The sequence below is a fragment of the Microbacterium sp. ARD31 genome, from assembly GCF_031844425.1.
On sequence record NZ_JAUZVE010000003.1, the window covers coordinates 137,038 to 150,707 of the forward strand.

A 13,670-nucleotide genomic window follows, 5' to 3' on the forward strand; every position below is an offset into this window, starting at 1 on the left:
TCAGCCCTTCACGGCTCCGGTGAGGCCGCCGACGATGCGCCGCTCGAACAGGCTGAAGAACAGCAGCGCGGGGAGCATCGACAGCGAGGTGAACGCCAGCACGCGCGCCGTGTCGACGGAGTACTGCGACGAGAACGCCTGCACGCCCAGTGGGAGCGTGAACGACGCCTCGTTGTTGAGGATGAACAGCGGCAGCAGGTACGCGTTCCAACTGCCGATGAAGGCGAGGATGCCGACGGTGATGACGCCGGGCACCGCGAGCGGCAGCACCATCCGCCAGAAGAACCCGAGTCGGCTGCAGCCGTCGATCGACGCCGCCTCCTGGATCTCGTCGGGGATCGCCCGCAGGAACGGCACCAGGATGATGATCGTCGTCGGCAGCGCGAACGCGATCTGCGGGAGGATGATGCCCGGCAGCGAGTTCATGAGCCCGAGCGAGCGGATCACGATGTAGAGCGGCGTGATCGCGACGGTGATGGGGAACATGAGCCCCGAGGCGAACAGGGCGTAGAGCGCACCGCGGCCGCGGAAACTGTAGCGCGCGATGACGTAGCTCGCGGCGAGGCCGAGGGCGACGGCGCCGACGGTGGTGGCGAGCGCCACCATGGTCGAGTTCCCGACCTGCCCCCAGAACTGACCGCTCGTGATCACCCCGACGTAGTTCTCGACGTTCCACGGATCGGGGAAGCCGGCCGGGTCGACCGTGATCGCCGAGTTCGACCGGAACCCGCCCAGGATGATGTAGATCACCGGCCCGAGCATGAGGGCGATGACGACGAGGGCGACGAAGTAGACGACCGGCGAGCCCCACGGCAGCGCCTTCTTGGGTGCACGGCGCGGGCGGGTGTCGACGGGCGGAGCCGTGACGAGGGTCATGGTGGCGCTCACTGCACGCCCCTCTCTGTGATCGCCCCGGCCGTGTCGCGGCGGAGCACGAAGCGTTGGTAGAACAGCGCGACGATGAGCGAGATGACGAAGATCACGACGGCGACGGCGTTGCCGTAGCCGAAGTTCCCGGCGTTGCGACCGGTGACGACCATGTAGATCGCCATCGTGTTGGTGCCGGCGACCGACGAGACGTATTGACCCCAGATGATGTACACGAGGTCGAACAGCTGCAGCGCGCCGATGATCGACAGGAACGCCCAGATGCGCAGGGTCGGAGCCAGCAGGGGCAGCGCGATGCGGCGCTGGATCTGCCAGTACGACGCGCCGTCGATCGCGGCGGCTTCGTAGAGCTCCTCGGGGATGCCCTGCAGGCCCGCGAGGAAGAGGATGACGGCGAAGCCGACGTACTTCCACGTGAGGATCGCCATGAGGGTCCAGATGGCGATCGCCGGGTCGGCGAGCCAGTCCTGCGCGAGTCCGCCGAGGCCGAGCTTCTCGAGCATCCCGTTGGCCGCGCCGCCCGTCGACAGCAGCAGGCTGAACCCGGTGCCGACGACCACCTCGGCGATGACGTACGGCACGAAGATGAGGACGCGGATGACGGACTGCCCCCGCATCTTGCGGTTGAGCAGCAGTGCCAGCAGGATCGCGATCGGTCCCTGCAAGACGATCGACATGACGACGATGAAAGCGTTGTGCAGCAGGGCGCTCTGGAAGTTCGGGTCGCTGAAGATCGTGATGTAGTTCTTCAGCCCGACGAACTCGGTGGCCGGCCCGAACCCGGACCAGCGGAAGAAGCCGTAGTACGCGGCCATCAGCACCGGCAGGATCACGAACCCGACGAAGAAGACGACGGCGGGCCCGGCGAGCAGGAGCACCTCGAGGCGCCCCGACCAGCCGAGGCCCCGCCGGCGGCGGGACCGCGGCCGTGCCGGGGGCGACGAGTCGCCGCCCCCGGCGTGCGCCGCGAGAGCAGGGGTGTCCGAGACGGACATCTCGCGAACGGTCATGCTCAGCCCTGTGCGCCTGCGGCGTTGACGGCGGCGATGAACTTCTCGGGGTCGCTGCCTCCCGCGAGCAGGTCGACGACCGCGACGTTCAGCGCGTTGCCGACGTTCTGGCCGAGGACCGTGTCGAGCCACTGCGAAACGAACGGTGCGTTGTTGTACGCCTCGAGGATCTGCTGCAGGTACGGCTCCTCCACCGCCTCCTGCGCGACCGAGTTGACCGGCGGCGACTGGAAGGCCTCGTAGTACTTCGTCTGCTGCTCGGAGCCGGCGATGAAGTTGAGGAAGTCGGCGCACTCCTTGGGCGCCTGCGCGGCGCACGAGTAGCCGTCGACACCGCCCATCATGGAGCCCGGCTCGCCGTCGCCGCCCGAGATCTCGGGGAAGGGGAACCAGGCGAGGTCGGGGAGCGGCTTCTCGTCGGGGGTGAGGGACGCGATCACGCCCGGGTCCCACGCGCCCATGAGTTCCATCGCGGCCTTGCGGTTGGCGATGAGGCCCGCCGAGCTGCCGGCGCCCTGCTGGGCGGCGGTCGTCAGGAAGCCCTCGTTGAACGGCTGGATGGCGGCGAAGTCCGTGAGGTCCTGAGCGGCGCGCGTCCAGCACTCGTCGCTGAAGTCCTTGGAGTCGCCGGTCTCCTCGATCACCTGGGGGCTGCACTCGCGAAGGGCGAAGAAGTAGTACCAGTGAGCGGCGGGCCAGGCATCCTTCGCGCCGAGGGCGATCGGGGCGATCCCGGTGCCCTTCAGGTCCTCGACCGCGGCCTTCAAGTCGTCGATCGTGGTCGGGTTCTCCGCGATGCCGGCCGCGTCGAAGGCGTCCTGGCTGTAGAAGAAGCCGCCGGGGAGGACGGAGAGGGGCATGGCCCACACCTTGTCCTGGTAGGTCTCGGCGGCGAACGAGCCCTCCGACACCTCGCTGCGGACGTCGTCCGAGATCAGGTCGGTGAGGTCCATCAGCTGGCCCGCGTTCACCATTGCGGTCATCTTGCCGCCGCCGCGCTGCAGGAAGATGTCGGGCGGGTCGCCGGCGTTGAGCGCGGTCTGCAGCTTGCCGTCCATGTCCTCGTTCTGGACGGACTGCATCGTGATCGTGACGCCCTCGTTCTCGGCCTCGAAAGCTTCGATCGCGTCCTTCCAGAACTGCTGACCGGGGCCGGTGGTCGAGTTCTGCCACAGCGTCATCTCGACGTCGCCGCTGCCGCTGCCGCCGCCGCCTCCTGCCGAACATGCGCTGAGCGCGAGGGTCGCCGCCGCGAAGGCCGCGACGCCCACTGCGAACCGTCTGGTCCTCATGTGATCACCAATCTCCTCATTGAGTGCACGCTCGGTCCTCGAGGTGCGGGTGGTCCCGGCGGTGCGTGCCGGGCTTGCTCCAGTGTCGGAATTGTTGTGGTCGACGTCAAACGTTTTCGAAAATGTTTTCCATGGGGCTACGCTTCGAGGCATGCGCAGGCGTACCACCATCCACGATGTCGCCGCGGCGGCCGGTGTGTCGGTCGCCACGGTCTCGAAAGCCGTCAACGGTCGCTACGGTGTCGCGCCGGCGACGGTGCAGCGCGTGCTGGGTGCGGTCGAGGAGCTCGGCTACGAGTCGAGCCTCGTCGCGAGCAGCATGCGCGCACGTCGGACGGGGGTCGTCGGCGTGCTCGTCGCGGACTTCGAGCCCTTCTCGGCCGAGGTGCTGAAGGGTGTCGGAGCGGCGCTGCGCGACTCGCGGCTGGACCTGCTCGCCTACAGCGGGTCGCGGCAGGTGTCGAGCCAGGGGTGGGAGCGGCGATCGCTCAGTCGGCTGAGCGGGACGCTCGTCGACGGCGTGATCATGGTGACGCCGACCGTCGTCAACGTGACCGCCGAGGTGCCCGTGGTGGCGATCGATCCCCACACGGGGCCTGCGGACCTCCCCACCGTCGAATCCGACAGCTTCGCCGGCGCCCGTCACGCGGTCGCCTACCTGATCTCGCTCGGGCATCGACGCATCGGGTTCGTCGCAGGCCGCCCGGACCTGCGGTCGTCGATGCTGCGCGAGGGCGGGTACCGCCGCGCGCTGGAGGACGCCCGCATCCCGTTCGATCCGTCCCTGGTCGGCGTCGGAGAGTACGTGGAGGACATCTCGCGTGAAGCCGCGACCCGGCTCCTGCGTCGCTCGGACCGGCCGACCGCGGTGTTCGCCGCCAACGACGTGTCGGCGCTCACCGTCATCCGCGTCGCCCATGAGCACGGCCTGTCGGTGCCGGGCGACCTCTCGGTCGTCGGCTTCGACGACGTCCCCGACGCATCGCAGTCGGAGCCGGCGCTCACCACGGTGCGCCAGCCCATGCAACGCCTCGGTGCGGAAGCGGTCACGATGCTGCTCGAGCTGATGGGCGGGGCGACCCCGGCCGCGACGCACCTGCGGCTGCCGACGGCGCTCGTGCCGAGGGCGACGACGGCGCCGCCCTCACAGCACGCTCAGAGTGGTTCCCGATAGCGTCGCACCATGTCCACTCCGCTCGACGAGCAGCAGATCACGGTGTCGGCGTCCTCCCTCCGGGCGATGCGCGACGAGTTCCAGCGGTTCCTCATGGAGTACCGGTTCGGGTTGCAGGAGATCGAGACGAAGATCTCGATCCTCCGCGAGGAGTTCCACGAGACGCACGACTACAACCCGATCGAGCACGTCTCGAGCCGGGTGAAGTCGCCCGACAGCATCGTCGAGAAGATCCAGCGCCGCGGCATCGAGCCCGACTTCGACTCGGTGCGCGCGCACATCACCGACATCGCCGGCATCCGCATCACCTGCAGCTTCGTCAGCGACGTGTACCGGCTGTTCGACCTGCTCACGGCGCAGGACGACATCACGGTGCGCGAGGTCGAGGACTACATCGCGACACCCAAGGGCAACGGGTACAAGAGCCTGCACACGATCCTCGAGGTGCCCGTCTACCTCTCGACGGGGCGGGTCGACGTGCCGGTCGAGGTGCAGTTCCGCACGATCGCGGTGGACTTCTGGGCGAGCCTCGAGCACAAGATCTACTACAAGTACGAGCGGCAGGTGCCCGAGCACCTGCTGGGCCAGCTGAAGGACGCCGCCGACGCCGCCGCCGAACTCGACGCGCGCATGGCGCGGCTGCATCAGCAGATCCGCGGCGGCGCCGCGGTCGCGCCGACCCGCCTCGTCTGACGACGGTGACGGATGCCTCGACGACCACGGTCGGTCTGCTCGACGCGGCGCGCGCCCGGCTCGCCGGCTCCCCGCGGGAGCGACTGGGGGACTGGGCGGCGAACCGCCGCATCCTCGGGATCGGTCGGGCGCCCCGCATCCTCCCGGTCACCGAGGCGTGGCACGTCGGGGTCCTGCTGATCGGCGACGACCGGGTGTTCGCCACGGGAGAGGTCCTGCGCGCCCGGCACGACGCCGTCCGCGGGTACACGGCCGAAGCGCAGCGGGCACGCTCCGAGCGAGCCGCGGCGGCCTTCCGCGGCGGGTTCGCCGAGGGTGAGGTGCTGCACCTCGGCTGGGCCGAGATGGACGCCGCAGCCGTCGACCGCGGCGAGAGCTCCGGCATCCTGTCCCTCGTGGACGGCGTGCCGCACGTCGCGTGGAGCACGACGGGGCCGCCGCGGCCCCTCGCGGCGTACCTCGACGACATGCTGTCGCTGCGCTGACCTGTCAAGGGCCGGAGGGCGGAAACCTCGCCTGGGTAGTGTGGCCTTCCACCTAACACGGGAGTGCGCATGCAGGTTTGGCCCGGTTCCGCTTACCCCCTGGGAGCGACCTTCGACGGCAATGGGACGAACTTCGCTCTGTTCAGCGAGGGCGCCGAGAAAGTCGAGCTCTGCCTGTTCGACGAGAGCGGTCAGGAGACCCGCGTCGAGCTCATCGACGTGGACGCGTTCGTCTGGCATGCTTACCTGCCGTCGGTGCAGCCGGGGCAGCGGTACGGCTACCGCGTGTACGGCCCGTACGACCCCGCCAACGGATGCCGCTTCAACCCGAACAAGCTCCTCCTCGACCCCTACGCCAAGGCCGTCGACGGCCAGGTCGAGTGGGGGCAGGCGGTGTTCAGCTACACGTTCGGCGACCCCGACTCGACCAACGACGAGGACTCGGCCGCAGCCAACATGAAGGGCGTCGTCGTCAACCCGTTCTTCGACTGGCAGGGTGACCGGCAGCCGAAGACCCCGTACGCCGAGACCGTCATCTACGAGGCGCACGTCAAGGGTCTCACGATGACGCACCCCGACATCCCCGAGGACATCCGCGGCACGTACAGCGCGATCGCGCACCCCGTCGTCATCGAGCACCTCAAGAAGATCGGCGTGACGGCGCTCGAGCTCATGCCGGTGCACCAGTTCGTCAACGATTCGACGCTGCAGGAGAAGGGCCTCTCGAACTACTGGGGCTACAACACGATCGCCTTCTTCGCCCCGCAGAACACGTACTCGGCGGGCGGCGGCGTCGGCCAGCAGGTGCAGGAGTTCAAGGCGATGGTGCGGGCGCTGCACGCCGCGGGCATCGAGGTCATCCTCGACGTGGTCTACAACCACACCGCCGAGGGCAACCACATGGGCCCGACGCTGTCGATGCGCGGCATCGACAACATGGCGTACTACCGGCTCGAAGACGACGACAAGCGGTACTACACCGACTACACCGGCACGGGCAACAGCCTCAACGTCGGCAACCCGCACGCGCTGCAGCTGATCATGGACTCGCTGCGCTACTGGGTGCTCGAGATGCACGTCGACGGCTTCCGTTTCGACCTCGCCTCGACCCTCGCCCGCGAGTTCTACGACGTCGACCGCCTGTCGACCTTCTTCGAGCTCGTGCAGCAGGACCCGGTGGTCAGCCAGGTCAAGCTGATCGCCGAGCCGTGGGACATCGGCCCCGGCGGGTACCAGGTCGGCAACTTCCCCCCGCAGTGGACGGAGTGGAACGGCAAGTACCGCGACACCGTCCGCGACTTCTGGCGCGGCGAGCCCTCGACGCTCGGCGAGTTCGCGCTGCGCCTGACGGGGTCGGCCGACCTGTACGAGCAGGACGGGCGGTGGCCGGTGGCATCCATCAACTTCGTCACCGCGCACGACGGGTTCACGCTGCGCGACCTCGTGTCGTACAACGAGAAGCACAACGACGCCAACGGCGAGGACGGCAACGACGGCGAATCGCACAACCGCTCCTACAACCACGGCGTCGAGGGGCCGACCGACGACCCCGACATCCTGCGGGTGCGGGCGCGGCAGCAGCGGAACTTCCTCGCGACGCTGCTGCTGAGCCAGGGCGTGCCGATGATCGCGCACGGCGACGAGCTCGGCCGCACGCAGGGCGGCAACAACAACGGGTACGCGCAGGACAACGAGATCACCTGGATCGACTGGAGCTCCGTCGACCAGCCGCTCATCGAGTTCACCTCGGTGCTCGCTCGGTTGCGGCGCGAGCACCCCACGTTCCGGCGTCGGCGGTTCTTCGACGGCCGACCGGTGCGGCGCGAGGAGGGGGCGCCGCTCCCGGACATCGCGTGGATCCGCCCCGACGGCTCCGAGATGCAGCCCGAGGACTGGGATTCCGGGTTCGGGCGCGCGGTCGGCGTGTTCCTCAACGGCGACGGCATCCGCGAACGCGACCGTCGCGGTGAGGAGATCCACGACCGGCACTTCTTCGTGTTCTTCAATGCGAGCGACGAGGACATCGACTTCACGGTGCCGACAGAGTCGGCGAGCCCCCGCTGGGAGGTGATCGTCGACACCGCCGGCGGTGCGGCAGACGCCCCCCTCGTCGACCCGGGCGGCACCGTCTCGGTCGGCGGTCGTGCGCTCGTCGTCCTGCGCGACCACGTCGAGGAGACCGTCGAGCCGGATCCGTCCGTCGCGGCCTCGCTCGCCGCCCTGACGGGCGCGGTCGACGTGATCCCCGCTGAGGCGCCGCAGATCGAGCTGCCCCACTGATGACCGGGCGACGGAGCACTCCCCGGTCGACGTACCGGCTGCAGATCCGCAAGGGTTTCGACCTGGATGCCGCGGCCGAGCTCACCGGCTATCTGCGCGACCTCGGCGTCGACTGGGCCTACCTGTCGCCGATCCTGCAGGCGACGAGCGGCTCGGACCACGGCTACGACGTGACCGATCCGACTGTCGTCGACCCCGAACGGGGCGGCGCGGAGGGTCTGCAGCGGTTCGCCGACGCTGCCCGGGCGGCGGACCTCGGCATCCTCATCGACATCGTGCCGAATCATCAGGGCGTGTCCGCCCCGCGGGAGAACCCGTGGTGGTGGGATGTTCTGCGGCGCGGTCAGGGCTCGCCCCACGCGGCCGCGTTCGACGTCAATTGGGCGCTCGGCGGGCGGTTGCGGCTGCCGGTGCTGGGTCGTGAGCTCGAGCAGGCGATCGACGACGGCGAGATCGAGGTCGACACCGCAGCGGGAGTCGTGCGGTACTTCGACCACGAGTTCCCGCTGGCGGACGGCACCGGCGAAGGTGACGTACGCGACGTGCTCGCCCGGCAGCACTACGAACTGCTGTTCTGGCGGCGCGGCGACGCGGAGCTCAACTACCGTCGCTTCTTCGCCGTGACGACGCTCGCGGGGGTGCGCGTCGAGGACCCTGCGGTCTTCGACGCGTCGCACGTCGAGATCGTGCGGTGGATCCGCCAGGGTCTCGCCGACGGACTGCGGGTCGACCACCCCGACGGCCTGGCCGACCCGGGCGGATACCTCGACCTGTTGGCGGATGCGACAGGCGGCGCGTACGTGCTTGTCGAGAAGATCCTCGAGCACGGCGAGGAGCTGCCCGCGTGGTGGGCGACCGACGGCACGACCGGGTACGACGCGATGGCGGTGCTCGACCGTGTGCTGATCGACCCGGCCGGGGAGCAGGCGCTCACCGAGCTCGACGCCCGGCTGCGGGGCGGCCAGGACGCCGACTACGCCGACATGATGCACGACGCGAAGCTCGCGTGGGCGACCGACGGACTGCACGCCGAGGTGCTGCGGCTCGCGGCGCTCGTGCCCGCGGGGGAGCGCGGCGGAGCGTCGGACGAGCAGTGGCTCGACGCGCTCGCCGAGCTGCTCGCAGCCTTCCCGGTGTACCGCGCGTACCTGCCGGCGGGAACCGAGGAGGTCGACGCGGCGGTCGCGCTGGCGTCGCGACGGCGCCCCGAGCTCGCCGCCGCCTTCGAGGCGATCGCGGCCCGGCTCGTCGCGGCGCCCGAGGCGGAGTTCACGCGACGGTTCATGCAGACGACCGGCCCCGTCATGGCGAAGGGCGTCGAGGACACGACCTTCTACCGGTTCACCCGGCTGGGCACGCTCACCGAGGTGGGCGGCGACCCGACCGAGTGGGCGGTGGATGCCGACGGGTTCCACGCGGCATCCGCTCACCGTCAGGCGGCGTGGCCCGCGGCGATGACGTCGCTGTCGACGCACGACACGAAGCGCAGCGAGGACGTGCGTGCACGGTTGTCGGTGCTCGCCGAGATGACCGAGCGGTGGGCCGAGGTGCTCGACGCGCTGCGCGGGGTCTCGTCGACGGGCGACGGACCCTTCGACAACCTGCTGTGGCAGGCGATCGTGGGGGCGTGGCCCGCGTCGCGCGAGCGGCTGCACGCGTACGCCGAGAAGGCGTCGCGTGAAGCCGGGAACAGCACGACGTGGTCGGAGCCCGACGAGGCGTTCGAGGAGAAGATGCACCACCTCGTCGACGCCGCCTTCGGCGACGCGCGGGCGATCGTCGAAGGGTTCGTCGACGAGATCGCGCCGCTCGGCCGGTCGAACTCGCTGTCGCTGAAGCTGCTGCAGCTCGCGGGGCCGGGTGTGCCCGACGTGTATCAGGGCACCGAGCTGTGGGACCACTCGCTCGTCGACCCCGACAACCGCCGCGAGGTCGACTTCGCGGAGCGTCGCCGGCTGCTCGCGCGCCTCGACGAGGGGTGGATGCCGCCCGTCGACGGCTCGGGCGCGGCGAAGCTGCTCGTGGTGTCGCGCGCGCTGCGGCTGAAGCGCGACCGCCCGGAGCTGTTCGCGCGGTACACGCCGATGACGGCGGCGGGGGACGCCGCCGAGCACGCGGTCGCGTTCGACCGCGGTGGGGCCGTCGCGGTGGCGACGCGCCTGCCCGCCGGTCTCGCCGCGCGCGGCGGCTGGGGCGACACCGAGCTGCTGACGCGCTCCGGTGCGATGGTCGACGTGCTGACCGGCCGTCGTGTCGAGGGTGGGCGCGTGCGCCTGGCCGATCTGCTGGACACCTATCCCGTCGCGCTGCTGGCGCCGGCGGATGTCTTCGAGGGGAACGCATCGTGATCGAGGTCTGGGCTCCGCGGGTCGAGCGGGTGCGGCTGCGCCGTCCGGGGGTGGACGACGTGGCGATGGTGGCGGCCGGCGACGGCTGGTGGCGTGCCGATGTCGTGCTCGCGGACGGCGACGAGTACGGCTTCGTGCTGGGCGAGGGCGACGACCTGCGGCCGGATCCGCGGTCGCGGCGGCAGCCGCGCGGGGTGCACGAGGCGTCGGCGTGGTTCGATGCGACATCCTTCTCGTGGACGGATGACGCCTGGACCGGTCGTCAGCTCGCGGGCGGGCTGATCTACGAGCTGCACCTGGGGACGTTCACGCCCGATGGGACGCTGGATGCCGCGATCGCCCGCTTCGACCATCTGATCGACATCGGTGTGACGCACATCGAGCTGCTGCCGGTGAACGCCTTCAACGGCACCCACAACTGGGGTTACGACGGCGTGCTGTGGTACGCCGTGCAGGAGACCTACGGCGGCCCGGCCGCGTATCAGCGGTTCGTGGATGCCGCGCACGCCGCGGGTCTCGCGGTGATCCAGGACGTCGTCTACAACCACCTGGGTCCGAGCGGCAACTACCTGCCGGAGTACGGGCCGTACCTGCGGGACGGGTCGCGGAACACCTGGGGCGACAGTCTGAACCTGGACGAGGCGGCCGTGCGGTCGTTCATCGTGGAGAACGCGCTGATGTGGATGCGGGACTTCCACGTCGACGGTCTGCGTCTGGACGCCGTGCACGCGCTGCACGAGTCGGGCGCGCAGCCGGTGCACATCCTCCAGGAGATCGCGGAGCGGACCGATGCGCTGAGCGCTCACGTCGGACGGCCGTTGACGCTGATCGCCGAGAGCGACATGAACGATCCGGTGATGTTCCTGCCGCGCGAGGCCGACGGGTACGGCCTGACGGCGCAGTGGTCGGACGACTGGCATCACGCCGTGCACGTGGCTCTGACGGGGGAGACGGTGGGGTACTACGAGGACTTCGCCGATCCGGAGGCGCTGCCGAAGGTGTGGACGAAGGGCTTCTTCCACGACGGGACCTACTCGTCGTTCCGGGAGCGCGATCACGGCAAGCCGGTGCCCGACGAGTCGGCGTCGTGGCGGCTGGTGACGTACGCGCAGGACCACGACCAGATCGGCAACCGCGCGGCGGGCGACCGGTTGACGGCGACGCTGTCGACGGATCGGCTGGCGGTGGCCGCGGTGCTGACGCTGACCGCTCCTGGCACGCCGATGCTGTTCATGGGCGAGGAGTGGGGCGCGTCGACGCCGTGGCAGTTCTTCACGTCGCACCCCGAGCCCGAGCTCGCCGAGGCGACCGCGAAGGGACGCATCGAGGAGTTCGTGAAGATGGGCTGGGACGAGAGCATCGTGCCGCATCCGAACGAGCCCGCGACGTTCGAGCGGTCGAAGCTGGACTGGTCGGAGCTCGAGGTCGGCGATCACGCGCGGTTGCTGGATCTGTACCGGCGGCTGGCCGAGCTGCGGCGTTCGCGCCCCGAGCTGACGCATCCCGGTCCCGGTGGGCGGGATGCCGAGGTGCTGCCGACGGCGTCGGGCAACCGGTACATGCTCCAACGCGGTGGTGCCCGCGTGGTCGTGAACCTGTCGAGCGAGCCCTGGGACGTGCCGGGCGGCGACGTCTGGATCGCGTCGACCGACCCCGGTCGCGACGGCGATCGACTCGTCGTCGCGCCGGACTCTGCGGTCGTCATCGGCGAGTAGGTCGCGCCGGCGCCGGCGCGTGCGCTGGTGCTGGGACTGACGTTGGCGTTGGCGTTGGCGTTGGCGTTGGCGGTTGGCGGGGTGCCTGGTTCCCGCAGGCAGCGGAACACCCGGGGTGTGTATGCGTCGGTCTTGTCCCGGGCGGAGCTCGCCGCGGTGCAGATGTCTCGGATGCGCAGAGCGTCCCTGATTCCGCGTGCGGGTGAGACGGTGTGCGGTGTTCCTCAGAAGGGTGCGGGTTCCGCTGGAGCCCGCGGCGGGGGCGGTGGTGGTGCGGCAGGGGTGAACGCGACGGCCGGGGTAGGTGCGTCTTCGCGGTAGGTCCTGCCGAGGGGTGAGGTCCATTCCAGGACTCCACCCTTGAGTTGTCGCACTCTCCAGGTGGTGAACTGCTTCATGGAGTGATGCCGTTGGCACAGGTGGGCGAGGTTCGAGAGTTCGGTTCGTCCGCCGAGCGCGTGATCGTGGGTGTGGTCGACCTCACAGCGGATGGCGGCGACGCGGCATCCGGGGAACCGGCAGTGCTGATCGCGGGCTTGCAGAAACCGGCGCATTCCGGACGGGACGCGGTACGAGTCGGTCGCGACGGTGACGCCGGTGGTCGGGTCGTGGAACAGGCGTTCCCACATCCCGGTGCCGCCGGCGAGCGTCCGTGCGGTGGCGGGGTCGATGGGGGACCGGCCGGTGAGGTCACAGGGCCCGTCATCTTGACCGGTGAGTGTCGCGGCGGGGACGAGCACTTGTACGCGTGCGCGGATCGCGCCCAGCGGTCCGGCGGCGGTGTCGCGGGTGTCGTCGAGGGCAGGCGTTCCGGCGAGGAGCAGGTCGGCGAAGACGTCGGCACGGACCTGATCGATCGAACGCTGATCTGTCGCAACGACAGTGGCGGCATCCTCGCTGTCGCCGTGGCCATCGCCGACGTCTACGCCCGTCGCGGCGTCTCCGAACGCGACACCTGCCCCGCCGTACGCGGCGGCCCGTTCGTCGCGGGTGTCGATGACTGCTCGCGCTTGCTGCGTGAGCCGGTCGTGGATACCCTCGGCGATCACCGTCGGGAGGGTCGCGACCACATCGCTCATCCCATCCCGCCCCGGGACGATCCGCACGCACCTGCCAGCGGCGGCTTCCTCGTGCCGTTCCGCGAACGAGCGAGGATGCATCCGGTGCGCGAGGATCTCCAACTCGCCTCGCACCCGGTTCGGAGTATCACGCTCGCACCGGGTGATCGCGACCTGTTCGAACTCCGCCCACATCTCCGCCGGCAGACTCGTCCCGGTCTCGAGGATCGCGATCGCGTGGCCCCGAACAATGCGGCCTTGCTCCCACGCCTCGACGGTCGCCGGGAACCCTTCGATCAACGTCCGCGCCTCACCGATCCGGCGTTGGACGGTCCGATCCGTCACGCGCATCACCCCGCCGACCTCGGCCGCGATGGACCGCAACGCCATGTCGTGGACCTGCACGCGGGCGTTGCGCTGCGCGATCTGCGCTTCGGCGAGACGGCCGGCGGTGGCCAGCATCCGCAGCTCCCGGACCTGCGCCCTCGCAAGCTCGACGGCCACATCACCCGCATCCGCGACGATGCCCGCCAGGGGGGCGAGATAGTCCTTGCCACCGGGGGTTTCCGCCGCATCCGTCATACCTGCACTCTGCCACCGACCACCGACATCCACCCCGTCGAAACCGGCCCGGATCACATGATGTGGACACCTCGAAAATGAGAGTCCTCTCATCTTCCGAGGTGCTGGATGAGCACGCGCGGATCGCACTCAGCGTCTCGCCCGG

10 protein-coding genes are annotated in these 13,670 nt (G+C 69.8%); 6 read left to right on the top strand and 4 right to left on the bottom strand.

Annotated features, from left to right (window positions below):
• The 3 genes from Q9S36_RS11120 to Q9S36_RS11130 are packed head-to-tail and all read right to left on the bottom strand — an operon-like array spanning position 1 to position 3,190.
• The gene (locus tag Q9S36_RS11120; protein WP_217529989.1) at positions 1-876 is read right to left on the bottom strand and encodes a carbohydrate ABC transporter permease; all 876 of its coding nucleotides are present in this window, start codon (positions 874-876) and stop codon (positions 1-3) included.
• Positions 877-884: 8 nt separating this feature from the next.
• A complete protein-coding gene (locus Q9S36_RS11125) occupies positions 885-1,898 on the bottom strand; it encodes a carbohydrate ABC transporter permease (protein WP_253035736.1) in 1,014 nt (337 codons plus the stop codon).
• 2 nt (positions 1,899-1,900) lie between these two features.
• Positions 1,901-3,190 (bottom strand): extracellular solute-binding protein, encoded by a 1,290-nt coding sequence (locus Q9S36_RS11130; protein WP_311285198.1) that lies wholly within the window; start codon positions 3,188-3,190, stop codon positions 1,901-1,903.
• A gap of 151 nt (positions 3,191-3,341) precedes the next feature.
• On the opposite strand from Q9S36_RS11130, the gene Q9S36_RS11135 reads away from it, so the two are divergent.
• The 6 genes from Q9S36_RS11135 to treZ all read left to right on the top strand — a co-directional run bounded on the left by Q9S36_RS11135 (position 3,342) and on the right by treZ (position 11,885).
• The gene (locus Q9S36_RS11135) at positions 3,342-4,364 is read left to right on the top strand and encodes a LacI family DNA-binding transcriptional regulator (protein WP_311285199.1); all 1,023 of its coding nucleotides are present in this window, start codon (positions 3,342-3,344) and stop codon (positions 4,362-4,364) included.
• Between the two features lie 9 nt (positions 4,365-4,373).
• A complete protein-coding gene (locus Q9S36_RS11140) occupies positions 4,374-5,057 on the top strand; it encodes a GTP pyrophosphokinase family protein (protein ID WP_311285200.1) in 684 nt (227 codons plus the stop codon).
• A gap of 5 nt (positions 5,058-5,062) precedes the next feature.
• Positions 5,063-5,542 carry a glutaminase gene (locus tag Q9S36_RS11145; RefSeq protein ID WP_311285201.1) on the top strand — a complete coding sequence of 160 codons (480 nt, stop codon included), beginning with the start codon at positions 5,063-5,065 and terminating at the stop codon, positions 5,540-5,542.
• Between the two features lie 69 nt (positions 5,543-5,611).
• The gene (gene glgX, locus Q9S36_RS11150) at positions 5,612-7,822 is read left to right on the top strand and encodes a glycogen debranching protein GlgX (protein WP_311285202.1); all 2,211 of its coding nucleotides are present in this window, start codon (positions 5,612-5,614) and stop codon (positions 7,820-7,822) included.
• The gene (gene treY / locus Q9S36_RS11155) at positions 7,822-10,170 is read left to right on the top strand and encodes a malto-oligosyltrehalose synthase (protein ID WP_311285203.1); all 2,349 of its coding nucleotides are present in this window, start codon (positions 7,822-7,824) and stop codon (positions 10,168-10,170) included. Before glgX ends, treY begins: the two co-directional genes overlap by 1 nt.
• Positions 10,167-11,885 (top strand): malto-oligosyltrehalose trehalohydrolase, encoded by a 1,719-nt coding sequence (gene treZ / locus Q9S36_RS11160; protein ID WP_311285204.1) that lies wholly within the window; start codon positions 10,167-10,169, stop codon positions 11,883-11,885. The genes treY and treZ overlap by 4 nt, the downstream gene beginning before the upstream one ends.
• A gap of 224 nt (positions 11,886-12,109) precedes the next feature.
• On the opposite strand, the gene Q9S36_RS11165 is transcribed toward treZ, so the two are convergent.
• The gene (locus tag Q9S36_RS11165) at positions 12,110-13,525 is read right to left on the bottom strand and encodes a DUF222 domain-containing protein (RefSeq protein ID WP_311285205.1); all 1,416 of its coding nucleotides are present in this window, start codon (positions 13,523-13,525) and stop codon (positions 12,110-12,112) included.
• Positions 13,526-13,670: the final 145 nt, after the last annotated feature.